This is a genomic window from Anatilimnocola floriformis (assembly GCF_024256385.1).
Classification (GTDB): Bacteria; Planctomycetota; Planctomycetia; order Pirellulales; family Pirellulaceae; genus Anatilimnocola; species Anatilimnocola floriformis.
In genome coordinates, this window is sequence record NZ_JAMLFW010000001.1 from 1032725 (window position 1) to 1055910 (window position 23186).

Annotated in this window: 19 protein-coding genes; 6 read left to right on the forward strand and 13 right to left on the reverse strand. The window is 58.4% G+C overall.

Going from position 1 to position 23186, the window contains the following annotated elements; genetic code table 11:
* Positions 1 to 15: 15 nt before the first annotated feature.
* From M9Q49_RS04225 to M9Q49_RS04250, 6 genes are all read right to left on the reverse strand, one after another.
* A complete protein-coding gene (locus M9Q49_RS04225; RefSeq protein WP_254507408.1) occupies positions 16 to 1098 on the reverse strand; it encodes a GNAT family N-acetyltransferase in 1083 nt (360 codons plus the stop codon).
* 84 nt (positions 1099 to 1182) lie between these two features.
* A complete protein-coding gene (locus M9Q49_RS04230; protein WP_254507409.1) occupies positions 1183 to 2151 on the reverse strand; it encodes a glycosyltransferase in 969 nt (322 codons plus the stop codon).
* On the reverse strand, positions 2151 to 3518 hold the full coding sequence (locus M9Q49_RS04235) for an O-antigen ligase family protein (RefSeq protein WP_254507410.1): 1368 nt from the start codon (positions 3516 to 3518) through the stop codon (positions 2151 to 2153). The genes M9Q49_RS04230 and M9Q49_RS04235 overlap by 1 nt, the downstream gene beginning before the upstream one ends.
* Positions 3515 to 4864, reverse strand: a complete 1350-nt coding sequence (locus M9Q49_RS04240) for a lipopolysaccharide biosynthesis protein (RefSeq protein ID WP_254507411.1) — start codon at positions 4862 to 4864, stop codon at positions 3515 to 3517. The genes M9Q49_RS04235 and M9Q49_RS04240 overlap by 4 nt, the downstream gene beginning before the upstream one ends.
* Before the next feature lie 32 nt (positions 4865 to 4896).
* On the reverse strand, positions 4897 to 5838 hold the full coding sequence (locus tag M9Q49_RS04245; protein WP_254507412.1) for a polysaccharide deacetylase family protein: 942 nt from the start codon (positions 5836 to 5838) through the stop codon (positions 4897 to 4899).
* A 179-nt stretch (positions 5839 to 6017) separates the two neighbouring features.
* Positions 6018 to 7511 (reverse strand): GumC family protein, encoded by a 1494-nt coding sequence (locus M9Q49_RS04250; RefSeq protein WP_254507413.1) that lies wholly within the window; start codon positions 7509 to 7511, stop codon positions 6018 to 6020.
* A gap of 193 nt (positions 7512 to 7704) precedes the next feature.
* Between M9Q49_RS04250 and M9Q49_RS04255 the strand changes: the two genes are divergently transcribed.
* Positions 7705 to 9501 carry an ATP-binding cassette domain-containing protein gene (locus M9Q49_RS04255; RefSeq protein WP_390843316.1) on the forward strand — a complete coding sequence of 599 codons (1797 nt, stop codon included), beginning with the start codon at positions 7705 to 7707 and terminating at the stop codon, positions 9499 to 9501.
* A gap of 1 nt (position 9502) precedes the next feature.
* On the opposite strand, the gene M9Q49_RS04260 is transcribed toward M9Q49_RS04255, so the two are convergent.
* Positions 9503 to 10687, reverse strand: a complete 1185-nt coding sequence (locus M9Q49_RS04260) for a 3-keto-disaccharide hydrolase (protein ID WP_254507414.1) — start codon at positions 10685 to 10687, stop codon at positions 9503 to 9505.
* Positions 10688 to 11159: 472 nt separating this feature from the next.
* Here M9Q49_RS04260 and M9Q49_RS04265 point away from each other — a divergent pair, with 472 nt between their 5' ends.
* On the forward strand, positions 11160 to 12092 hold the full coding sequence (locus tag M9Q49_RS04265; RefSeq protein WP_254507415.1) for a DUF1559 family PulG-like putative transporter: 933 nt from the start codon (positions 11160 to 11162) through the stop codon (positions 12090 to 12092).
* Positions 12093 to 12185: 93 nt separating this feature from the next.
* The gene (locus tag M9Q49_RS04270; protein ID WP_254507416.1) at positions 12186 to 12476 is read left to right on the forward strand and encodes a hypothetical protein; all 291 of its coding nucleotides are present in this window, start codon (positions 12186 to 12188) and stop codon (positions 12474 to 12476) included.
* A gap of 21 nt (positions 12477 to 12497) precedes the next feature.
* Here the strand turns inward: M9Q49_RS04270 and M9Q49_RS04275 are convergent, their stop codons facing one another.
* The 5 genes from M9Q49_RS04275 to M9Q49_RS04295 all read right to left on the reverse strand — a co-directional run bounded on the left by M9Q49_RS04275 (position 12498) and on the right by M9Q49_RS04295 (position 19548).
* Positions 12498 to 13943: a DUF1570 domain-containing protein gene (locus M9Q49_RS04275; RefSeq protein WP_254507417.1), complete on the reverse strand. Its 1446-nt coding sequence runs from the start codon at positions 13941 to 13943 to the stop codon at positions 12498 to 12500.
* A gap of 528 nt (positions 13944 to 14471) precedes the next feature.
* Positions 14472 to 15851: a leucine-rich repeat domain-containing protein gene (locus M9Q49_RS04280; protein ID WP_254507418.1), complete on the reverse strand. Its 1380-nt coding sequence runs from the start codon at positions 15849 to 15851 to the stop codon at positions 14472 to 14474.
* A gap of 292 nt (positions 15852 to 16143) precedes the next feature.
* Positions 16144 to 17148 carry a ketol-acid reductoisomerase gene (gene ilvC / locus M9Q49_RS04285; RefSeq protein WP_254507419.1) on the reverse strand — a complete coding sequence of 335 codons (1005 nt, stop codon included), beginning with the start codon at positions 17146 to 17148 and terminating at the stop codon, positions 16144 to 16146.
* Positions 17149 to 17289: 141 nt separating this feature from the next.
* Positions 17290 to 17850: an acetolactate synthase small subunit gene (gene ilvN / locus M9Q49_RS04290; RefSeq protein WP_254507420.1), complete on the reverse strand. Its 561-nt coding sequence runs from the start codon at positions 17848 to 17850 to the stop codon at positions 17290 to 17292.
* A gap of 207 nt (positions 17851 to 18057) precedes the next feature.
* Complete coding sequence (locus tag M9Q49_RS04295) at positions 18058 to 19548, reverse strand: hypothetical protein (protein ID WP_254507421.1); 1491 nt, start codon at positions 19546 to 19548, stop codon at positions 18058 to 18060.
* An 899-nt stretch (positions 19549 to 20447) separates the two neighbouring features.
* On the opposite strand from M9Q49_RS04295, the gene rpmB reads away from it, so the two are divergent.
* Together rpmB and gatC are read left to right on the forward strand one after the other, a co-directional pair.
* Positions 20448 to 20798, forward strand: coding sequence for a 50S ribosomal protein L28 (rpmB, locus tag M9Q49_RS04300; RefSeq protein ID WP_254507422.1), 351 nt, complete (start codon positions 20448 to 20450; stop codon positions 20796 to 20798).
* A 27-nt stretch (positions 20799 to 20825) separates the two neighbouring features.
* Positions 20826 to 21116, forward strand: coding sequence for an Asp-tRNA(Asn)/Glu-tRNA(Gln) amidotransferase subunit GatC (gene gatC / locus M9Q49_RS04305; protein ID WP_254507423.1), 291 nt, complete (start codon positions 20826 to 20828; stop codon positions 21114 to 21116).
* Between the two features lie 3 nt (positions 21117 to 21119).
* Here the strand turns inward: gatC and M9Q49_RS04310 are convergent, their stop codons facing one another.
* Entirely contained in the window at positions 21120 to 21632 is a 513-nt protein-coding gene (locus M9Q49_RS04310; protein ID WP_254507424.1) for a hypothetical protein, read from the reverse strand.
* Here M9Q49_RS04310 and gatA point away from each other — a divergent pair.
* Positions 21619 to 23178: an Asp-tRNA(Asn)/Glu-tRNA(Gln) amidotransferase subunit GatA gene (gene gatA, locus M9Q49_RS04315; protein WP_254507425.1), complete on the forward strand. Its 1560-nt coding sequence runs from the start codon at positions 21619 to 21621 to the stop codon at positions 23176 to 23178. The genes M9Q49_RS04310 and gatA overlap by 14 nt on opposite strands.
* Positions 23179 to 23186 lie beyond the last annotated feature (8 nt).

Consider the following 23186-nt stretch of genomic DNA (forward strand, 5'->3'; position numbering starts at 1 on the left):
GTTCTCAAAACAGTTCTACTGAAACTTGAACCAATCGCGCACCCGCTTTAGCAGGCGATAAGGAATGCGAGCTCCGGCGCGGAGCGGCGAATTGCGAACCCACTCGCGGGCAGCACGCCAACCGCGGCGGAGCATCAAGCGCGTGCGCACCACATCGACGCATCCTTCAGCGACCTGATCGACGCCGGTGGAGATGCGAAATTTGTATTCTTCGTCGCCTTTGCCGAGTTCGATTCGGTTGATGCCGAATTGATTGGCTTGCTGGGCCATCGTGTACAGTAGCGCGAGGCCCGGTGAATAACGGCCCATCTCGCGGTCGTACGCCGGGAACCACCAGTGGAGCACGTTGCGAGATGCCATGCCCAGGTGACCGGCCACCAGGCGATCGCCGGCATAGAGACAAGTCAGCTTGCCGTTTAGCTCGGGCGAAGTCTGCTGAAGCAAGTTGTCGAACAGCTTGCGGATCCAATCGAAAGAAAACAGATCGACGTTGCCGGTGCGAATGTACTGCTCGCCCTTCCATTGCTGGAGCGTTCGCAAGGCTGTCTCGTCTTTGCAGTCCCAATCGAGTCGCAGTGGTCCCACTTCGCGGGCCAACTTGCCGACCTTGCGTTTGGTGGTGGCGAGTTCGGAATTTGCCGCGCGACGATCGGCTTCGTAATGCGCGAAGCCCTGCGACAGATCGAGATACGGCGACGGCGAGCACTTGAAGATGTACGGCTGAAAACAGTCGCTGGCCGCGAGCAAGTGATCGAACCGCCAGGAACGAAGTCCGCACTGCTTCAGCAATTGCTGCGGATCCATCTGAAAATCAGGCGAAGCAATCCAGTTGTGAAAATCGGACAAGCGTCCGGCGACGGGCTGTGCTGCTCCCATCGAACCACGTTGAAACGGCAAGAATGCCTGCGGCACGTCGTGCTCTTCGACGACGGCGACTTCGACATCATCGCGCACGGCGGCGACGGTTTGGGTGAATTCCGGCGTGAAATAGGGGCTTTGCAGCGCAGGATTGCCTCGCTGCAAATCTCGCCAGCGCTGCGCGAGCTCAGCGGTGAGTTGCTTGGCTGGTAACGCGCGCACGCGTGTCGAAGTCGTCATGGGAACGCCTGACTCGCGAGTGGGGGCGGCATCGAAATCGGATTTCAGTTCAATCGATGTCATCAAGGGAACAGTACTCAACTTCTAGGCGAGAGGACGACTGGCGAGCGCTGCTTTGCGAGGCTGACGAAATGCCGCCAGCGATTGCGTGAGCCGCGACCAGCCTTGCAGGAAATGTCCGGTGGAGAGCGACAGCTTGCAGCGCGCGCCGAGTTCGGCTTCGCTGCGGCCCAGCACACTAGCCAGCAATTTCTGCGGCCAATAGATGCCGGCTGCACGGCCTGCCTTGGCGACCCAGGTCGCTGCGGCGACGATGGTGCTGCGGGTGTTCCATTCATGAATGGCCAGCAGTTCACCCATGTTGCGCGAGAGCTTCAGCACATAGGAATCTTCCAACCGCTCGTTCGGCGTCATGTGATGAATGATCGCGGCCGGCAGATACCAGGCAACCAATCCAGCAGCGCGCGTGCGGCGATAGAGATCGGTGTCTTCGCCACGGCGGAGAGCTTCGTTGAACAGGCCGACCTCGTCGAAGATCGATTTTTCAACCATCAAGTTCCCGGCGCCGGGATTGAGTTTGTGGTTGTACGGAATCGGCTCATCGGCCAATTTCGATTCGCCGAGAAGCATGCGGCAGAACGGATCGAGATTGCGTTCGCAGTGTTCCGGCAGCAGCAGGTGTACTGCCCCACCGACGATGCGGCAATCTTTTTCGAGCACGCCGCGGCGCAGTTCATATAGCCAATCGGCATCGGCGATTTGATCGTCGTCGAAGAAGGCGATCCATTCGCCATGGGCTTCACGCACGCCGCGGTTGCGAGCAGCGGCGACGCCCGGTTTTGTTTCGCGCACGCCGCGCAAAGTGGCGCGCGATTCGCGCCGGCATTCCTCGATCACCGCCGGTGTATCGTCGGGAGAGTTGTTGTCGACGACGAGAATTTCGTAGCTGAATTCGCCGGCCGTGCGCAGATCATACAAGCTGCGGAGCGCATCGCGCAACATCGACGAGCGATTGTACGTGCAGACGACGATGGTGATGTTCGCGACGTTCATCAGGATACTTTCGGCGTTGCTGGTTGGTTGCTCGCGTCCTCTTCGGCGCCTCCAAAGGCGAGGTGCGCGACGCCTGCCCACGCCACCAGCGTGACGAAGAACAGGCCAAACATCGTCGATTCGAAACACGCGCTCAGCAGCGAATAGATGAGCACCGAAGTGATCAATCCGCAGCTGGCGTCGCCTCGTTGCCACAACGCGCGAGCCGCAGCTGCAATGCCGGCAAACACGGCCAGCAAATGCAAACCGAGGCCGATCCGACCGGTGCTGAGTTGCACCTCCAGATAGCCGTTGTGCGCTTCCATGACAGGAAACTGTAGCTCGTCGGCGACGTACTGCACGTGATCGGCCGTCCAAAAGGATTCAAAGCCATAACCGAACCACGGCCTTTGGTCGATGAAGTGCTGTGCCAGTGGCCAAATGAAATTTCGTCCGCTGAGCGTGTCGGAAGCTTCCTTACGACCCATCAATGCGGCCTCGCCCAACTCGCGCAACGCGTCGATCTGGAGCAACCAGACCGCGAGCACCACAATTCCCATCAGCCAGCTGCCGCTCAAACCAGCAAACAGTTTGAACCGCAAGGTCGTTTGCAACAGCAGAACCGCGCCAAACGTAATGACCAGAGCAGCCGTTGCACTGCGCGACTTCGTCAGCACGAGCAGCATGACCGCAGCGAGCGCGATGCCGATGAGAATCGCGCGATATTTCTTTTCGCCCCAAGCCAGCGAGACCGCGGCGAAGCAACAGGCGGCGAGATACATGCCTTCGGGATTTGGATGCTGCGTACCGCTGAAGCGGTAATCGCCCGACCACGGTCGGAAACGACGGAGGCCAAGTTCGGCGAGCACGCCGATGCCGATGGAACCACCGAGAATAAACAGGGCCAGCCAGCAAATCTGTTTGAGCGTGAACAGACGGCCGATGCCGACGCAGGCCAGCGCAGAGCAAGTGCGGACGGTCAAACGGCGGATGCAGAGACTGCTCTCGGTCGACCAGAGCAAACTGATCCAGCCCCAAGCGAGCGGCGCTATGAAAGTAAGTGCGAGGAGCGGCTTGATCTTCCACTCGATTTTGTTCGCAACGAACAGAAGCGTGAGGCCGACGCCACCCATCCAGAAAAATGTCAAACGGCGAATGATGTTGCCACCGCCGGTGCTCGATACGATGCTGGCTTCGCCGTGAGCGAAGTCTTCGTAAGTCGAATACCACAGGTCGTGCTCGCTGAAGAACACGCCGAGGAAGAGGGCGATCGCCGCATACCAAAAATGCCGCGGAAAACCGCCGATCAGTGCCGATGCTTCCGTTCGGCAAGTATCGGCCGGCAGAAAGTTTGCGAGTTGCGAATGGGTTAGCGTGGGAGAACTCATGCGTTGCTCCCGCTGATCGGTTTCGGTGTGAATTCCGCCAAAGTCCGCCGCAACGTGAAGCCGCGAATGACGGCATCGCTGGCGGTGCCCGTGAATTGAGCGAGCGCAGCGCCGATCGGCCCAAAAGTTGGCACCAATGTGGCGGTGGCAATGATCACGACGAACATCGAACACATGTCAGCAAAGAAGCTAGCGCTCGGCCGTTCGAGAGCCCACAAGCCATTGCCAGCCGTTACTCCGAGACTGTTGGCGAGAACGGCGAGAGACAAGATGCCGATGATCCAGCGAGTTTCGATGAACTCAGGCCCGTACACCGCGGCGGCCACATGATGACCGGCGAGAAAGGCGAAAACCGAAATCGAGCCAAGGCCGACAACGAACATCGTCGCCGTTTGCCAGAGAACTCGTTTTAGTTCGCCGATACCATGTTCGGCATAGGCCCGCGCAGCCTTGGGGCTTAAGTAATTAGCCAGACCGATGAGGAGCATGTTCGACAGACCAACGAGTGTCGCGCAAGCGCCGAGTGTGCCGGTTTCGCGTTCACCATGCGTGGCAGCCACGACCCACGGCAGAATGTAAGGCGACGAACAAGCGAGCACATGGCTGGCGAGCGCCCAACGGCTGAAAGTCCAGTTGCGGCACCAGTCATTCCAGGCCGCGGACCATTGCAAGTTGAATTTCTGCCGGCCGCTCGCGAGCCACGCCACACTGGCCAGACCGCAGCAAATGCCCATGACGCCGAGCGTCGAGAGCACGTTCAGTTCACCGAGCCAGGCGAGGTAAGCGAGCGAACCGAGCTGCGTCAGCGTGATGGTGAAGTCAGTGACAATCGCGGCCCGTACATCCAGATGAGCAAACGACATTTGCCGCACGAATTCCCGCATCCATAGCAATGGCGCCGCACACAAGAGCAACAGTAGCGAACTACGAATTCCAGCCGGTCCCCAGCCAAGCCAGGCAACCACGGCCAAACCAATGACGGCGACGATCGATAGCAGGCATTGATGCAGCAGCGCGCTGGCTGCGTAGCGAGATTGTTCGCTCTTCACCTGCCGACCGCAGTAGATCATGTAAGGAGCAGAAACGAGTTGTTCCTGCAATCCGCGAACGAACAGCACGATACTCAGCGCGAGATAGTAGAGCCCGAGATCTTCGCGACCCGTGCAACGGCCGAGGATGACGCTGGTGACGAAACTCGTTCCGCTAACGAGGGCTTGGTCGATGATCGACAGGCCGCTGCTGTGCAATAAGCGACTGGTGGCGAGCTTTTTTCCCAAGGAGAAAATGCGCGCAACAAGTCCTGTGGAGGCATGAGTGGTCGCGGTTGGAATATTCGTCGGGCTCATGCGTGTGGCGTTGAGCGCGTTGGGCAACGCGGCTAACGTTTTTGTCTCATCAGGAAGTGTTTGAGTTTCTTCGCGATACTGATCCAGCCGCCAAGTTTCGCGGCGAGCGTCGTCGACGTATCGATGTCTTCTGCGACGAGACGACCCCAATCAAAGGGATCAGTCGTCGTCGTCACCAGTTCGGCTTCGGTCGTCAGGCTGCAACGCAAATCGGAATGGCGAGCAGCTTCCACGAGATCGGCGCCGGCAAACCCGTTGCGTTTGGTTCCATAGGGAAACGCAAACGTCGGCCGCTCGATATTGAACTTGTCTCGTAAGACCGCACAGCACTGCTGCAAATCGGTCCGCAGATAGTCTGGTTTGCCGCGATAGTCGTCGTGCGAATGCGTATGCGCGCCGAGCTCGATCAAGCCCGACTGCAGCAGCTGATGGCATTCGTCGGTCGTTAGCGGTTGCCAGGCTTCGGGCGAAACACCTGCAGTGCCGGAAGCCAACCAATCGTCGCTGGGAAACGGTTCGTTTGAATCGAGATAACGCGTGGCGAGAAAAATCGTCGCCGGCACGCGAAGTTTTTGCAGGATGGGCAGCGCGCGAGTGAAGTTGTTCTGATAGCCGTCGTCGAAGGTGACGACAAAGACGCGGCGCGGAATGGTCCAGCCTTTTTCGTGATGCTCGAGCACGCGCTGCAATGGCCAAGGATCGAAGCCGCGCTTCAGCAAGCCGCTGAGTTGCTCTTCGAATTGCGCGGGCGAGACGTTCCACGTCGGCTGCGGCTGACCAGGGATGGGATCGATCACGCGGTGATACATCAAGATGCCAAAGGCAGTGCGGTTGTACGGCCCCCAGATTTCATTGAGCGCCACGGCCACCCCGCGGGCTGCTTGCTCTTTGAAGTCCGCCTTGCGCGCGGGCTTTCGCTCCACCGGCACGATGGGCGCGGGATTGAACGATCGAAAACTGTCGTTGGCAGACATCGCAATAGAGGGAACAGCACTCACACGGCACCTCGAGGAACGGCCGTAGGAAAAACCTACATCGGCACGGTAAAAGATAGGTCACAACTAATCCGACAGCGGTTCGCCGTAGGCGAACTGCTCCTATCGATTATGCACGTTGTGTCGATCTTCTCCAGGACTCCATTACCGCACACGCGTTACCTGACAGCGACCACACCCATCACCGGCAACTGCAACTGCCGCTGAATCAAATCGGCGTTGATCAGCACTGGATTGAACCAGGCCAGGCCCAAGGCCAGAATCAGGCCCGCTCCCACAGCAACGAAGGCGCCGAGCGCCACGATCATCAACTTCCGCGGCCCTTGCGGATTTGTTGCATACGACGCCGGCTGCACGATGCTCAAGCTGCTGATCCGCTCTTCGTCGAGCGAGCGGTTGATGCGGGCTTGTTCGAGCTTCTCGGCATAGCTCTTGTAGCGAACTTCGGCCAGGTCGACGTCGCGCTGCAAATTTGCCAGCCGCACTTCGGCCGAGTTGAGCGACGCCAACGCGACGTAGTGCTCGGCTTGTTGCGAACGCAACGACTTGATGCGACCTTGCAGCGAATCGACCGTCGATTGTTCCTTCAGCAGGTCGAGTTCCAGCGTCTGCCGCGCAGGATTGATGACGTGCGTTTGAGCAACGCTGTCGACTTCTTGGCCTTCGAGGATTTCACGCAGGTCTTCCACTTGATGCTTCACGGCGAGGACCATCGGATGATCATCGGTCATTTTGGCGAGCAATTCCTGCTCTTTGCCTTGCAGCTGAAACAGTGTTTGCTTCATCCCTTCCATGGCCACGCTAGGCTGCTTCACTTTTTGCGAGGCGATGAATTCCGGCAACAGGCGAATCGATTCCTTCAGCGAAATGATGCGGGCTTCGGACGAAGTCACTTCCGATTCCGCGGCGAACAGTCGTTGTTCCAAATCGCTGATCAGGGCCTGCAGTTGCGTACGTTTGCCATCTACAGTCACGATCTTGTTCTTCGTCTTGAACAGTTGCAACTGATCCGCGGCCGCGTGCCATTGCGATTGGAAGGCCGTTGTCTGGCTTTCGAAAAATTCGAACGAGCCCGGTGTGCGGTGAACGCGGACGTGCTCATCGAGATAAACTTCAACCAACTTGGAAACAATTAGCTGAGCCAGTTCAGGACGTTTGGCCCGAGCGCGAATGTCGATGATCGTGGTCTTACGCGGCGAGGCAACTTCCAAGTCCTTTTCCAGTTTGCGCACCGCCAATTGATGGAGCTGCGAAGGAATGCCGGCGTTGGTTGCGGTCGACGAAACCGAAGTGGTTAGCACTTCAGGGCCGTGGTCGGTTCCGTCAAGGATGTACGACGGACCAAGCAGCGTGACGACCCGATCGAGCATCGCCCGGCTGCGAAGAATTTCCTGCAGCGAGTTGATTTCGCTTTCGCGGGTTTCGCTGATCGAAATCGACTGGCCGTTCGAAGCGGTTGGATCGAGCTGATTTTCGCGGCCGAAACGCACGAAGACCTTGGCTTCCGAAATATACGACTTGGGCATGAACCACACGCCGGCCGTGATGGCGAGCGAGAGGAGGACTGTGACGCTCGCGGCGACGACGCGGTGCCGCCAAAGGGCGCTCTTCACAAAATCCAGGGTCTGCCAGATTACCTGAGGTTCGATCATCGGCGGGTTCGCTTGCGGAGGGAAGGGGCGGGACCGGCGTGAACGAATCGCGCGTTGCGATTTCGCCACAGCTTTGCCGGCTACAATGCCTAGGTCATAAACCGTAGCCGAGCAAATGAAGTCGCCAGCCCCAGCCGCTACAACCTGATCGCGCGGTATAATCCGACTTTTTGGCCATTTCCACCGCCGCGTTATGCCCCTGATTACGGTTCGAGATCTGAAGATTGGTTTCCGCGGCCCCCTGCTGCTCGATGGCGTGTCGTGCCAGATCGACCCCGGCGAGCGGATCGGTTTGCTCGGCCGAAATGGCGCCGGCAAAACGACGTTCATGCGGATTATCAGCGGCGAAGTGCAGCCCGACGCGGGCGATGTCACGTTCGCCCCCGGCTCGAAGATGTCGCTCCTGCCGCAAGATGTACCGCCCGAAATTAGTGGGTTGGTTCATGATGTCATTGCTGGCGGCGTGTCGCACACGAGCGACGATCACGAGCCGTCGTGGCAAATCGAGCAGCGAATCGAACAACTGATCGCCGAAATGGATTTGCCGGCGAAAGCGGAGTTTTTAACTCTTTCGACTGGGCTGAAACGCCGCGTGTTGCTCGCGCGGGCATTGGCCAGCAAGCCCGATCTGCTCTTGCTCGACGAACCGACGAACCACCTCGACGTGACGTCTATCACCTGGCTCGAAGAGTTTCTGCTCCGCTGGAATGCCACGCTGATTTTCGTAACGCACGATCGGATGTTTCTCCGCAAGCTGGCCACGCGCATTCTCGAAGTCGACCGAGGCCGGCTGTTCGACTGGACGTGCGATTACGACACGTTTTTGAAACGCAAAGAACTGGCGCTCGCGGCCGAGGAAAAACAGAACGCGCTGTTTGATAAAAAACTCGCTGAAGAAGAAGTCTGGATTCGGACGGGCATTAAGGCGCGGCGAACTCGCAATGAAGGCCGTGTGCGGGCCCTGAAGGCACTACGGTTGGTTCGCAGCGAACGGCAAGAAGTGACCGGTAAGGTGCAACTCGTCATTCAAGAATCCGAACGGAGCGGCGCGCTGGTCTGCGACACCGAGGACGTCACCTTTTCCTATGGCGACAAGTCGGTCTTTCGCGATTTCTCCACGACCATCATGCGGGGCGACAAAATCGGCGTGATCGGTCCGAACGGCGCTGGCAAGACGACCTTGCTTCGCGTGCTGCTCGGCCAATTGCAGCCACAATCGGGCAGCGTGCGACTTGGCACGAACCTGCAGATTGCCTATTTCGATCAGTTGCGGAATCAGCTGCGCGAAGACGAGACCGTGCAGGAAGCCGTCGGCGACGGCAACGATACAATTCGCTTTCAAGGTGGTAGCCGGCACATCATCGGCTACTTGCAGGATTTTCTCTTCAGCCCCGATCGCTCGCGCACGCTCGTAAAATTCCTTTCCGGCGGTGAGCGCAATCGTGTGCTGCTGGCCAAGCTATTCACGAAGCCGGCGAATGTGATCGTGCTCGACGAACCGACGAATGATCTCGACGCCGAGACGCTGGAACTGCTCGAGGAGCGACTGGTCGAATTCAACGGGACGGTTTTGCTCGTGAGCCACGATCGTGAATTTCTAAACAATGTCGTCGGCAGCAGCATCGTGTTCGAAGATGGCGGCGTGAAGGAATACGTCGGCGGTTACGATGATTGGCAACGGCAGCGTGCGACTCGATTGGCTGCTGAAGCGGCGAAGGCAGCGCCGAAAGTGGTGCAAGAAACGAAGTCGGCCGCAGTAGCGCCTGCGAAGAAAAAGCTCAGCTACAAAGAGCAGAAGGAACTCGACGGGCTGCCCGCGCTGATTGAATCGCTCGAAGCGCAGATCGCGGAATTGCACACGGTCATGGCGGCGCCGGAGTTTTATCGGCAGGGCGGTGACAGGATCGCCGCGGAGCAAGCGAAGTTGACCGCGCTTGAAACTTCGCTGACGACGGCCTACTCGCGGTGGGAAGAACTCGAAGCCAAGTAACTCACATCTCGCGCCGCGGCTTGATGCGGATGTTGCGGAACCACACCTCTTCGCTGTGGTTCTGCAAGCCGAGGTACCCGGTGCTCAGCCGTTCGGCCAAGCCGGGAAATTCTGTTACGCCTGCATCGACGATCAGCACGCCGTTGTGGGTGATGCGGTAACGTCGCGCCGAACATTCAATCTGCAGCGAGTTCCACTCACCCACTTCACGGCCGACATGCTCTTTGGCGGGAGCGAAGTCATACACGCTGCCCGTGTATTGCCAATCCTTCAGTGTTTTGTACTTCGGCGAGAAGTCGTCGAGGATCTGAATCTCCACGCCTGCATCCTTGCCGTGGTGATTGCCGTTTTCGGGAACGTGCACGTAGACGCCTGAATTTCCTGCAGCACGGATCTTATATTCGAGTCGCAAATCGAAATCGGAGTATTGCTGTTTGCTCCGCAGCCAAGGGCCTTTTTTGCCCGTGCACAGCAGCACGCCATCTTCCACTTGCCAACAAGCGCTGGCCTCCTCCCCTGCCCCTTGCCAGCCGGCTAAGTCTTTGCCATTGAACAGACTTTCGTAGCCGACTTCCGTGACCTGGATATTCTTGAATTCAAATTGGCCACCCGCGGGCACCTCTACCTGAATGCCGAGGTAGCCCTCTTCGGCTTCGATGCCGTCGGTGGCCCAGGCTTCTTTGCCGTTGATCTCGCAGGCAGCCCGGTCGCCGATGACGGTCAGCTTCACATGGTTCCAATCGCCGGCCTTCACGAGTCCCGTGCTGCGTGCCTGCGGATACTTGATCAGGTTGAGTTCGTCCCCCTGCTTTAGATTGACCTGATAGCGACTAGGAGACGCCTTGCCCGCCGCGGGCTCTTCGCAGCGAAAGTAAATGCCACTGTCGTACATCGCTTCTTTGCGCGGCTTGTAGTCGAGATCGAGCACGAAGTTGCGGTAGCGACTTTCCGAACGCAACAAGCCATCGCCGCCCGTGATCACCAGCTTGCCATCCTCCACGGTGGCTTCGCACTTGAGAGCCTTCCAGCCTTGCAAGTTCTTGCCGTTGAAAAGCGGGTACGTCACACCTTTGGCATTCGACCGCAGCGTGGAGTGAAGAGTTGCCGCGTCTTGGCCTACAGCTGTAAAGCAGTAACCGACAAAAAGCAGGCCGATGCAGCAGGTAAGTAGTCGTCGGCAAAGCATGGCGAAACTCCGAACGGCGGAAGTTGGTGAGCGGGTCATCATCGAGCGAGGCGGGTCGGGATGCAAGAACGCGGGAAGCTCGACAAAGCGGAAACCCGCCGGGATTATATTGCGGGCACGAAGAATCCCTGCTTTCGGGTTGTTGTTGCCCGTTTATGTGAAGTAATCCGCGAAGGCGTACGCGGACATGCGGAACTAGAGCCGCTTAAAATCTCAGCAGTACCTTGACGAAATCAACAAGCGACCCTCTAATCGAAAACGCAATTGAGACTCAGTCTTATTAAGTTGCGGTCGCGTAACTAAATTCGACCCGCCAGGCTCTAACCAGCATCGGGCCAATTACTTCGTTTGCGAAGTTCTTGCGCCACTCGCCAGCGATGTGCCTCCATCCACCGGCCTTGTCTCTGCCGGTTCATTTCTGCACCGCGCCGCGCTTCGAGTGAAGCCGGCCCCGCAAATTGGAGGATTCTTCATGTCCGCACGGAATCGAATTTCTCGCCCTTCTCGCCCTGCTTTTACGCTGGTCGAACTGCTCGTCGTCATCGCCATCATTGGCGTGCTCGTGGCTCTCTTGTTGCCCGCAGTTCAGGCTGCTCGCGAAGCAGCTCGCCGGATGTCGTGCAGCAACAAGCTGAAGCAGATTGCTTTGGCCACGCACAATTTTCATGACACCTATCAAGTGCTGCCATACGCGACGCGTTCGCGCTTGGCCGGCGAAGGTGTTGATTCCTATGTGACCGGCTTCATTCAAATCCTGCCGTTCATGGAAGGCGACGCCATTGCCCGCCGGTGGGATCCAAAGCTGCCGCGCAACAGCACCGTCGACAGTGATGGCGACGGCTACACCAATGCCCAATTGCAGCAGATGAAGATCCCCACCTTCACCTGCCCCACGATGACGCCGCCCAGCGCTCAGTTGTCGGAGAATCGCGGTCCGTGCAGCTATTTGTTCTCCAGCGGTTCGGTTGACGTGCAATCGTTCCACTATGTTTCGCCCGATCCCGAATACGATGGCGTGATTGTTCCTTACAAGGACATTGCCACCATGGGAGGTGACGTTTCGCCCAACAAGCTCGAAACCAAGCTGCGTGACATCATCGACGGCACGAGCAATACGCTGCTCGCCGGCGAAACCGATTTCGCTCCCCGCGGTCAGCCGTCGGCGATGTACGGCGGCGTGTGGGCCTACGGTTACATTGGCTATTCGTGGGGTTCGACCTTCATCAAGTTCAACCGCCACGATAACACTACGACCGTTTATGGTGCTTATCGCAGCCAACACCCTGCCGGCGCCAACTTCGCAATCAGCGATGGTTCGGTGCGCTTCGTCAACACCAGCATTGACGATGTGATCTACAAAGCTTCGTCGACTCGCAACGGCGGTGAGATCTCGCAGCTGCCGTAGTGCGATCGGCTGAACCTGCCGCCAAGTAACGCTGCTCTTCTCCACTTCGATGGGAGAAGAGCACTTCTTCCACCCGAAACACTTTCGATTCCAATGCGTACTTTCCTGCTCATTTCGCTCCTGTCGCTTTCGGCTGCTCTGCTGACTGGCTGCGGCGGCACTCCTCCACCACCTCCGCTCCCGGACGCGCCGACTCCTCTCAAGTTGGAAGAGTGGCGTGTGTTGCCGATCGAAGTCAAATACGACGGCGCAACGTTCGAACGGCTGCGAATGGCCGAACCGCAGTTGCAAAACGATCGGGCCTGGCAGGTGTGGTTTAATCAAAACGTGATCCCCGAGCGGAAGAAAGACATTCCGACTCCCCCTGGTCAACAACCTCCATAGTGATGTTGGCAACGTCGTCGATCATCGCGGCGGGCGCGCTTCCAGCATGGCCCGCCGCCATTCTTTTTCAAAATCTGGCAGTCGCTTGCCGGTGAATTTTTCAAAGCGTTCGATCGGTGATAGTTCGGCCGCAGCCGGCGCGACGAACTGATCGAGCGCCGCGCCGCTTAGCTTTTGCTCGTGAAATGCGAGATACCAGGCTAGACCCCAAGCGTAGGCATAGGTTCGCTCCGCGGCTTTGCTGTCGCGGGCATGGCCTTCGAGAAACGGCGCGTTTTCGTTGTTTAGCAGTTCGGCCAGCGGCCACGGTTCGCGCTTCAAATCGGCTTGCAGCGTGGCTAATCGCGTCGGCGATGGTGCGTCGAGTCGCAGCGACTGCCCATCAAGCCGGCCACTTTCAAAAACCTGTGCCAGCCCTTCGTTAAGCCACCGTGGCACGTTCTTGCGCGACTTGGCATACACAAAATTGTCGAGCCAGGCGTGAAAGGCTTCGTGATACAACTGCGCGAACATCTGCGCCGTGACTTCTGCAAACTTGCCGTCGTTGCGGCGATCGATTTCGACTAGCTGCGCATATTTGGCCGCGAGTTGCTCCCGCCAGCGCGCCTTGCGCAAGTTCATTTCGTCGTTGATCTCATTTTGTGTAAAGCCGGCCGCCTTCAACTTCGCCACTTCCTCGGGCAGATGCTTGTGGAACTCCGTATCGCGCTGTTCCCATTCTTTGCGGGCTTGCTCGTGATCGTGACGAATCTCGGTGAGGTGCCGCGAATAGGTATCGAGATCGGTGCCGGCGAGAATCGTCCGCTCGCGTGAGGAATAAAACGCCGGGTTCGAAATATTCAGCTTGAGTCGCCGGAGTTCATCGCGGTATTGATCGAGCGAGCCATACAGCCGAATCCGAAGCAGTTCCTGCGGCCGCCCCTTCGGCGGCAAGATCATACGATAGGCTTGAAAGATCTGCTCGATCCGCACCACGCACCGCCGTGTCGTCTCCTCATCGGTCGTGCTGTCGACGCGAAACCAAGGGCCGTCGTACAAATGATGCGTCTGCGCGCCATGCTCTTCGGTTCGCAGCAGCAAGTCTTCCATCTTGCCGGCTTCGATCACCGTACGCAGCCGAAACTGCTCGAACCGTTTGAGGAGTTGCTCATGCTCTTCATCGGGCAGCTTCGTCAGTGTGAGGATCTCCCGCTTCCGCACCCAGCGCAGCACCGCATACATGGGCTTCCCCATCGGCTGCACGATCTCGGCGAAATCGAGGTCATGCTCGCGCTCGTCCTGCACCAGCCCTTTGAAAAACTTTCCCTCTTTGGTGCGCAGCTCCTCAAGCTTCCAAGTACCGAGCGAGTCGGTCAGCGGCTGAGCGAGCACTTGGCTGCTGCCGAACAGTGCGATCAAACAACCAAGCCACGCGGCAGTTCGTGCGCACGACTGCCCAGCGGCGTTCGCCAGCCCGGCTGTGTCCATTCCACTTCCTGCGTGCGTGGCTCTGTTCATGAAAACCACCTTCCCACGGCGACATGGCGGCGTCAATTCATTGCCGTTATTGCAATTTCGACGGAGTCGCAACCACTCGCGTTATAGGATGTGAACTAATGTTCATATTCAAAATTGAGTGGCGGTTTGTCAAGAGAAAGGCCGCTGGCTATGGTGCGTACCGAGGCCGAGCCATTGGGTCGAAATCGAACTCGCTCGCACGAGCATGTGGGTTCGTGCGAGCGATCCAGCAGAGCGAGTGAACGGAATAGCGAATGAACCCTTACGATTCACCTCAAGAGCCACCCGAGAAGCCGCCGCAATCGTCGCTTCGCACCGTAGAGATAGCTGTGGTGTTGGTGGTGATTGCGGTCCTGGTTTTGCTGCTCATCCCTACGTTCATGTACGTTCACAGGTAAACGAAAAAGGCCCGATCGACTGATCGGACCTTTGTTTGGTTCTCTTACCAATCGCAGGACACGCTCACACGAACCTAGAGGTTCGTGCTACGCGATCCTTTTACTTACCGCTCCCAGTAAAGCGAAAGTGTGCGTGCGGGAAATGCTCGTTGTCGTCGATTTCGGGTTCGCTGAAATCCTGCAAGTCGAAGAAGGCAGCCGCGCGGCGTTTGGCCTCGGTTGCGGTGATTGATTTTTCGCCCACGACGGCCAACTCAGTGAAAGGGATTTCGGCGAAGACCCAAACTGGGCTATGTTCGTCCTCGGATTCTCCCGCGTCGCAATGCCAGTCGATCAAAAAACGATTGCCGTTGCGCTTCACGAATTTGATGCGGTGGTCGTTGGGAGCCGCGTGCCAGCCGACGTAAATATTGCTGGGATTGTCCGGCAAGATTGGATGCAGCGCTTCAGGGTCGAACTTGATCTTCAGCGTTTCGCCCGCCAGATCCTTCCACGATTTCTGCGACTGGATTGGCGGGCCTTCCAAGTGCGCGGGTTGCATGTGATCGGGGACGTACTTGTCCGTGCACTGGATGTCTAGTTGCCAGTAAAGCTTCTTGCCACTGGGATCGATGAGCGCCATCAGTTTGGAATCGTCCGTATCCACTTCGAAATCCATGCCGGAATAGCGGAGCAGGTTTTCGGTCCGCACTACATTCAGCAGTTGGCCGTGACGGACGTTCACTCCCGCGGCTTGCAAGCGTTCCAGCGTGGCGACGGAAATCTGCTCCGATCCAAAGTTCACTTCTTTAAGAGCCGGAAGCTTCAGCAAGTCGGCGAGGCAATTGTCGGTTGCCTTCGTTTCGCCCAACTGCAAATCATTTAGCGCCGGCAGGGTAGCTAAAGCTTTTACTCCCGTGTCTGTGACCTGCGTGCGATAGAGCGACAGTCGCTCGAGTTTGTGGCAGGCTTGCAAGTGCTTCAGACCGGCATCGCTGATCGCCGTACCCCACAGGTCGAGCGATTTAACCTGCGTGCAGCGGGCAATGCGTTTCAGCCCTTCGTCGTCAATCGGCGAGTCCGTGAAGTCGAGCCAAGTTAGTCGCTCGGGATGAGGTAGATCGAGTCCTCGGCCTGTGACTTGCGATTTGCTGAGGTGCAAAATGGTCAGATTGGGAACATGCTGCAAATGACGCAGGCAGCCGTCAGTCAGGCTCTTCGAACCGAGCATCAGGCTGGTGAGTTGCGGCATTTTCTCAAGAGCCGCGAGGCCGTCATCCGTGAGCTTCACATCGCACAGATAAATTCCATCTAGCGTCGGAATCTGCGCGAGGAGCGCGAAGTCGGCATCGCTGAACTTGCCGTCGAACTTAGCGTAGATAACACGCGTGATTCGCTGTTGCTCGTCGAGTTCCACTTCGAGTCCGATGGACTCCAGCGCCTTAGCAAAATCTCCGGCATGCTGTTTCAGTGCAGCAGCCAGGCCCATTGGGCGTTTCATGGCAGAGTCTTCCTCGTTGGTAGATGCCCGCAGCGGTGGTGGCGATGGGCTTGGCGTGGGAGCTCGATCGCAGGCAGCAATTACTGCTAAGAAAAGGATGGTCGCGTGATGAAGTGGCTTCATGGGTGCAGGATATCGCTGCCGAAGCCGGATTCCTACCGGGATGCGCTTTGCAACGAAAAAGGCCCGATCGAGCGATCGGGCCTTTTGTTTGGTTCTCTTGCCAATCGCAGGACACGCTCACACGAACCTAGAGGTTCGTGCTACGCGGCTTGCAATTCGTGCTGGAAGACTAAACTTCCTTGGCGTTGATCCAAGCCATCAGCTTGCGGAGACGGCGGCCCACGTCTTCCAGTTGGCTGGTCTTTTCGCGGCGGCGGGTGGCTTTGAAGCCAGGGGCACCGGCTTTGTTTTCGAGGATCCATTCGCGGGCGAATTGGCCGGTTTGGATTTCGGTGAGGATCTTCTTCATTTCCTTGCGGGTCTCGTCGGTGATGATCCGCGGGCCGCGGGTGTAATCGCCGTACTCGGCCGTGTTGCTGATGCTGTAACGCATGTAGCTGAGGCCACCCTGATAGAGCAGGTCGACGATCAACTTCAGTTCGTGCATGCATTCGAAGTAAGCCATTTCCGGTTGGTAGCCGGCTTCGACCAGCGTTTGGAAACCGGCCTTCACCAGCTCGCTCACGCCGCCGCAGAGGACGACTTGTTCGCCGAAGAGATCCGTTTCGGTTTCTTCTGCGATGGTCGTTTGAATCACGCCACCACGGGTGCCACCAATGCCCTTGGCATAGGCGAGGCCGACCTTGGTGGTTTCCGGCTTGGCGCCAGGACCAACGGCGATCAAGCAAGGCACGCCGCCGCCCTTTTCGAATTCGCTGCGGACGAGATGGCCCGGGCCCTTCGGCGCGACGAGCAACGTGTCGACGCCCGGCGGCGGTTCGACCTGGCCGAAGTGCAGGTTGAAGCCGTGCGAGCACATCAGGATGGCGCCGGGCTTCAGGTTCGGCTTGATCTCTTGGCGATAGACATCGCCTTGCAGTTCATCGGGCAGCAGGATGTTGACGACGTCGGCTTGCTTGGTGGCGTCGGCAGCGCTCATCGGCTTGAAGCCGTGCTTGATAGCGAGGTCGTAGTTCGGGCCGCCCGGGCGTTGGCCGATGATGACGTTCACGCCGCTGTCGCGCAGGTTCTGAGCCTGAGCATGGCCTTGCGAACCGTAGCCGATGATGGCGACGGTCTTACCCTTGAGTGTGCTGAGGTCGGCGTCGTTGTCGTAGAAGATGGTGGCGGGCATTTGGGTTTCCTGTGAACGAGAGGTGTATGAGTTTTAAAGTCGTCTTTCGCTCCGCGAAAGAACGCGTCTGCGAAAGGTGGAGTTTGATTTGAAAACGGCGGAGGCAAAAGACGCGGCCTTTCACGGAGTGAAAGGCGACTTTTACAGATTGTCGTGCGTGGCGACTTCCCGGTTCGGGATGTCTTCGGGCAGCGAGATGTCTTCTTCCTTGGGCGTGGTCTTCGGCAAGCCGCGGACCATGGCAATGCGGCCCGTGCGGACGAGCTCGACGATGCCGTACGGACGCATGCGATCGATGAAGGCCATGATCTTTTGTTCGCGGCCCGAGATTTCGATCATCACTTCTTCGGGACCAACATCGACGATGCGGCCGCGGAAGATTTCGACCAGCTCGCGAACTTCGGTGCGCTTTGATCCCGGCGGGGCCGTGACCTTGAGGAGCATCAGGTCGCGCTCGACATAGTCGGTGGCGCTGATGTCGTCGACATGCACGACGGTGACGACCTTGCTCAGCTGCTTGCGGACCTGCTCGAGAACTCGGTCGTCACCCATGACGACAAAAGTCATCCGCGACAGAGATTTGTCTTCGGTCTCGCCGACGGCGAGCGAATCGATGTTGTAGCCGCGCGAAGCGAGCATGCCGGAAATGTGTGCGAGCACACCCGGAACGTTTTGCACGACGGCAGAAAGAACGTGACGCATGAGCGAGACTCGTTTGTTGCCGGGTGGTACCCGGGGCGGAAATTTGGCCCTGCGCGGGCCGATTTTGAGAAAACCAGTATGTTAGTTGCGACGATGCAAACCAACAAGGTGCCGGAACAACCGGCACTAAAACGACAAACGCGAGACACTAGTCTCGCGTTCGAGGTTCAGACGGTAATTACCGCAAGCGGTAAGTGTCGTAGTGGCTTAGGCTTTGGTGTCGGCCGGATCGGCCGGGCCGGGAGCCGGCGGGGCCAGTGGATCGGCCGAGGGAGCCTCGTTCGGATCCGGAATCGGCGGGCCATTGAGCGGGCCCTGGAAGGCCGGCTTTTGCTGCAGCGAAGGCTTCTTATCGGCCGGAGTCACTGGTTCAGCGGCTTGGGCCGGACGTTGCACTTGGCCTTGAGCACCAGCGGCGGCAGCTGGGGCCCCCGCTTCCACTCGACGCGGCGTGCCGTAGCGAACCGTCGGTGGCAAGGTCGGAGCGGCAGCGGCCGGGGCTGCGGGAGCGTAGTAGGTCGAGGTGCCGCCGAGCGAGGCATCGTCGTAGCTGCCGACTGGCACGCGCATCACCACGGTCTTCGGCACCATGCGATAGGCTTGGTACGGAACCCACTTGCTTTCGGTCTTCGGCACCTGAATCTTGCGGACTTCGGTGCGGTACTGCTGCACTTGCACCTGGTAGTCTTCGACGACTTCCTCGGTGACCATCTTCTGCGTCGTGTAGGTCACCGGGCGGACGTATTCTTCCCGCTCGTAGCGGATCGATTCGACCGGAATCTTCTTCACCATCCGCGTGACAACCGGCTTTTGCACGGTCACCGGCGTTTGGCGAATTTCTTCCTGCTGTTCCATGCGGGTGTATTGCACCGGCACTTGCTGCGTGATGAGCTCATCGACGTAACGAGTGACGTTCACGGGAATCTTTTGCGTCACGACCTGCGGCTGATAGCTGGTGACCGGCACTTGCTGGGTCACGTAGTTCGGCATGTAAGTCGTGGTCGGCTGCAACACGCCGGGGGCCTGATAAGGAACCCAGCGGAGACCGGCGCGGTTGTAGGTGGCCGCGCCGTAAGGATTCACGCTGTAGCCGCCCGGCACCCAAGTGAGGCGGTTGCGGACGTTGCCTGGCTGATAGGCCAGTTGATTGACGTAGCCGCCGGCATCGACGGTTTGGTTGTAATAGCTGGTGACCGGCGAATAAGTGGTGTAAGCCTGGTCTTGGTAGACCGTTTCTTGCACTGGCCGGCGGACTGTGTATTGCTGCTGCTGCATCGAGGTCTCGACCACGGGCCGATTGACGACGATGCGGTCTTCACGCATCTGCGTTTCGGTCTCGTAGGTGACCTGATCGTATTCCTCTTCGCGGAACGAAGTCTCGCGCACGGGCTTGAGCACTGTGTAGCGTTCTTCCCGCGTCGCGGTTTCTTGAACGGGCTTGGCCACCGTGTACCGGCGCTGGCGGGTTTCGCTGACCCATTCCGGCACTTGGACGGTAACTTCCTGCTCTTCCAGGATTTGCGAAGTCTCGAGCTTATAGGCCTGAACCGGCTGTTGCTCGTAAATCGTCTTGTAAACGACTCGCTGGGTCACCACGGGGGTGCCACAGCAATTGCCCTGGGCAAAGAGTGATTGGCCTGCGAGCAGCAAGGGCCCGCCGACGGCAATCAGGCTGAAAAATCGAATGGTGCGCTTCATGGTCGCTGTTTCCCGCGCCCCTAACCGTTCCAAGCGGAAAAGCAGGGATAAAAGTCGTCAAGCACCGAGTCTGGCAGTTCCTCCCTATTGCCACTCTGGAGCTAGAAAATTCGCGCAATCTGTTACGCGAACCGCTGTATCGCAAGTGTGGGGGATGCTGGGTCTAAAGGCAAATGGAATTTTTTCAAGCTGTAACGCGCAGGCTTGTTAAGTTTCTTGAACACAAGGCTTTACGATTTCGAAATTTGCCTGAAGTTTTTTCAAGTCGCAGCCGACGACGATAACTGCTTGCATGCCAGTGCTTTACGAATACTTTTCCCAGCCAGCACAAGCCGCGTAATCGGCATAAGTTGCGGTGGATCTGCCTGCCCTCGTTCGTGTCAGCCACTTCTCCACTGGCCGATCGCGTTGCTGCTGGTCGCTCGATACTTTGAACACCCCTCTTTCGTACCCCCAGGATATTGCAGGTGATATGAAATTCGTTTTGCGACGCAAGTCATTCTATGGATGGGCTTAATGACAGAAAATCGCAGCAATATTGCCCTTGGAATATCGCACTTTATTGCCACTAAAACGGGTGGTTTGAATTGGCGGTGAGCAGGTATCGAATCTGTTGCCGTCGACGCTTTATAAGGCACGCCAGCGCGGACAACTCAGGTCACGGGAGGGCGAGGCTCCCGCCGAGCCGCGCCGGTCAAAAGCAGTCGCCGGCAGCCTTCGCAATTCCACCGCCGGCGGCTCGGCAGGAGCTTCGCCCTTCCGACGTTCGCCGCGTCATCCAATTTCCCCGTCCCCTTCGCCTTGCAAGCAATTGTAAAATTGCTATCTTGAGTCGTTTCCACCAAAAGGTTCCCGCGGACGGATTACGGCGACGCAGGCTGAGAAATAGGATCTGAGCGATGGCTTACAAGTGCGAATATTGCGACAAGGGCAAGTCCAAGGGAAATCAGATCGAGACCCGCGGTAAGGCCAAGTACCTGGGCGGCGTCGGTACCAAGATCACCGGCATCACCCGCCGCGAATTCAAGCCGAACTTGCAACAGGTCCGCATCACCACCCCAGGCGGCACGAACCTGACCGTTCGCGTTTGCACCCGCTGCCTCAAGAAGGGCGTGGTTCGCAAGGCCGTCAAGCAAGCTCCATTCAAGCTGCCCGTGTCGGCCGTGAAGGCTGCGGTTCCTGCCGCTGCTGCACCGGCTGCCAAGCCAGCCGCGCCGGCGAAGCCCGCCGCGCCCGCCAAGAAGAAGTAAGTCCTGTAGAAAAGGGCTTGGAACATCATGTCGCTCTCGCGCGAAGATGTCGAAAAAGTGTCGCTCCTCGGCCGGTTGCGTTTGACCGATGCCGAGTTGGATACGATGACTTCTCAGCTCGGCCGCATCGTCGGCTACATCGAGACGCTCAGCCCGCTGAAGACCGACGACGTGCAGCCAATGGCCCACGCGTTCGACCTGAACAACGTCTTCGCGGAAGACATCCAAGGCGAACATCTGCCGCGACCCGCGGCGCTCGCGAATGCACCGAAGCGCGATGACGAATGCTATCGCGTGCCGGCTGTGCTGGGCGACTAGCTGCTATTTGGTTTCGTAACTTCGCACGACTTGCCCAGTCTGTTCGTCAATGACGAAGGCGACGTCACGATTGTTCATGATGAACACCGCTGTCAGCTCGCTGCCGACGTAGTAAGCGTCGTAGAAGCCCACTCCTGTCGCATACTCGGGAGGAATCTCAATCGTGCAGCGTATCTTTCCATTCGAATCAACGATTCTCGCATTCGAACGAGCGGGTTGATTCATCGGCATCACGACCAGCGCCCCGCTCCCATCGGCGAGCTTGGTAAAGATGAACTCTCGTCCGCCCGCTTCCGCGTGAAGCGCTTCGCGCAACTGATGCTCCCAGTTGTTAGCGGCCGGCAATAGTGGCGTTTGGTCCGGTTGCATTGCGCTGCAAAAAGTTGCTTCGTAAATCGCCCCCGCATTGTCAGTTTGCGGCGATTCCGTCATTCTAGCGAGTGCTCTGCGCTTTACTTGAAGACGCAGCTCGAAGATTGTCGCTCGAAGACTGAAGATAGCCATGTCATTGTCCAACAACTCCATTCTCAATTCCACTGCGGCCGATCTGATTGAGTCGCTGCGGTCCAAGAAGGTCTCGTCGGTCGAACTGACGACGGCCTATCTCGACCAGATCAAATCGCACGACGGCCAGATTCAAGCGTTCTTGCATGTCGATCGCGACGCTGCTCTCGCCGCGGCGAAAGCCATCGATGACAAGCGGGCCGCGGGCAAGCCGGTGGGCAAACTCGCTGGCCTGCCGGTCGCGATCAAAGATGTGATTTGCACCGAAGGTGTGCGGACGACTTGTGCGAGCAAGATGCTGGAGAATTTTGTCCCGCCGTACGACGCGACGGTGACGAAAAAACTCAAGCAAGCCGATGCCGTGCTGATCGGCAAAACGAACATGGATGAGTTCGCGATGGGCGGCTCGACCGAGAACAGCGCGTTTCATCCGACGCGCAATCCCTGGGATGTCGCTCGCGTGCCCGGCGGTAGCAGCGGCGGCGCGGCCGCGTGTCTGGCAGCTTCGATGGCGCCGCTGTCGATCGGCACCGATACCGGCGGTTCCATCCGTCAGCCGGCGGCCTTTTGCGGCGTGAGCGGATTGAAGCCGACCTACGGCCGGGTGAGTCGCTACGGCTTGGTGGCGTTTGCCAGTTCGCTCGATCAGATCGGGCCGATGGGACACACCGCGCAAGACTGCGCGATCCTTTTGGAAGTTCTCGCCGGCCATTGCAAGAACGATTCGACCAGCGCCGACCTTCCCGCGCCGGCCTACAGCGACGAAATCAACAAGCCGCTCGCCGGCTTGAAAATCGGCATCGTGAAAGAACATTTCGGCAGCGGCTTGAACAGCGAAATCGGTGCCGCCGTGCAAGCCGCCGTAAAGGTCTACGAATCGCTCGGCGCGAAGACGAAAGAAGTCTCGCTGCCACACAGCCAGTTCGGCATCGCGACTTATTACATCATTGCCCCTTGCGAAGCGAGCAGTAATCTCGCCCGCTACGACGGCGTGCATTACGGCTATCGTTGCGATGAGAAGTCGATGCTCGCCGAGCTCGCCGCCGAGAAAGCGGCGCTCGAAAAGAAGAACGACAAGGAAGGACTGCGTAAGCTCGACAATGCCTTGATCCGCCTTTATCGCCAGAGTCGCTCGGAAGGTTTCGGCCCGGAAGTGAAACGCCGCATCATGCTCGGCACGTTTGCCCTGAGCGCGGGCTACAGCGACAAGTTCTACGTGAAGGCTTTGCAGGTCCGCCGCCTGATCCGCGGCGACTACGACGCCGCCTTCAAAGACGTCGACTTCATCCTCGGCCCAACCACGCCCTCGCCCGCCTTCAAGCTCGGCGAAAAGACCGACGATCCGCTGGCCATGTACCTGGAAGACCTGTACACGGTCACCACCAACCTCGCCGGCATCCCCGGCATGAGCATCCCCTGCGGCTTCACCAGCGCCGGTCTGCCGATCGGCCTGCAACTGCAAGGACGGCCCTTCGAGGAAGAATGCCTGCTCCGCGCCGCGCACGGTTTTCAACAAGCCACCGATTGGCACAACCGGCGACCAGCTTTGGTTAAGTAATGGAGTTT

Bases quoted from the DNA above. Each gene is read 5' to 3' on its own strand.
- gatA (WP_254507425.1), top strand. From the start codon at position 21,619: ATGTCATTGTCCAACAACTCCATTCTCAATTCCACTGCGGCCGATCTG.
- M9Q49_RS04270 (WP_254507416.1), top strand. From the start codon at position 12,186: ATGCGTACTTTCCTGCTCATTTCGCTCCTGTCGCTTTCGGCTGCTCTG.
- M9Q49_RS04265 (WP_254507415.1), top strand. From the start codon at position 11,160: ATGTCCGCACGGAATCGAATTTCTCGCCCTTCTCGCCCTGCTTTTACG.
- M9Q49_RS04260 (WP_254507414.1), bottom strand. From the start codon at position 10,687: ATGCTTTGCCGACGACTACTTACCTGCTGCATCGGCCTGCTTTTTGTC.
- M9Q49_RS04230 (WP_254507409.1), bottom strand. From the start codon at position 2,151: ATGAACGTCGCGAACATCACCATCGTCGTCTGCACGTACAATCGCTCG.
- rpmB (WP_254507422.1), top strand. From the start codon at position 20,448: ATGGCTTACAAGTGCGAATATTGCGACAAGGGCAAGTCCAAGGGAAAT.
- M9Q49_RS04240 (WP_254507411.1), bottom strand. From the start codon at position 4,864: ATGAGCCCGACGAATATTCCAACCGCGACCACTCATGCCTCCACAGGA.
- M9Q49_RS04250 (WP_254507413.1), bottom strand. From the start codon at position 7,511: ATGATCGAACCTCAGGTAATCTGGCAGACCCTGGATTTTGTGAAGAGC.
- M9Q49_RS04295 (WP_254507421.1), bottom strand. From the start codon at position 19,548: ATGAAGCGCACCATTCGATTTTTCAGCCTGATTGCCGTCGGCGGGCCC.
- M9Q49_RS04275 (WP_254507417.1), bottom strand. From the start codon at position 13,943: ATGGACACAGCCGGGCTGGCGAACGCCGCTGGGCAGTCGTGCGCACGA.
- M9Q49_RS04255 (WP_390843316.1), top strand. From the start codon at position 7,705: ATGCCCCTGATTACGGTTCGAGATCTGAAGATTGGTTTCCGCGGCCCC.
- M9Q49_RS04235 (WP_254507410.1), bottom strand. From the start codon at position 3,518: ATGAGTTCTCCCACGCTAACCCATTCGCAACTCGCAAACTTTCTGCCG.
- gatC (WP_254507423.1), top strand. From the start codon at position 20,826: ATGTCGCTCTCGCGCGAAGATGTCGAAAAAGTGTCGCTCCTCGGCCGG.
- M9Q49_RS04225 (WP_254507408.1), bottom strand. From the start codon at position 1,098: ATGACGACTTCGACACGCGTGCGCGCGTTACCAGCCAAGCAACTCACC.
- M9Q49_RS04280 (WP_254507418.1), bottom strand. From the start codon at position 15,851: ATGAAACGCCCAATGGGCCTGGCTGCTGCACTGAAACAGCATGCCGGA.
- ilvN (WP_254507420.1), bottom strand. From the start codon at position 17,850: ATGCGTCACGTTCTTTCTGCCGTCGTGCAAAACGTTCCGGGTGTGCTC.
- M9Q49_RS04245 (WP_254507412.1), bottom strand. From the start codon at position 5,838: ATGTCTGCCAACGACAGTTTTCGATCGTTCAATCCCGCGCCCATCGTG.
- ilvC (WP_254507419.1), bottom strand. From the start codon at position 17,148: ATGCCCGCCACCATCTTCTACGACAACGACGCCGACCTCAGCACACTC.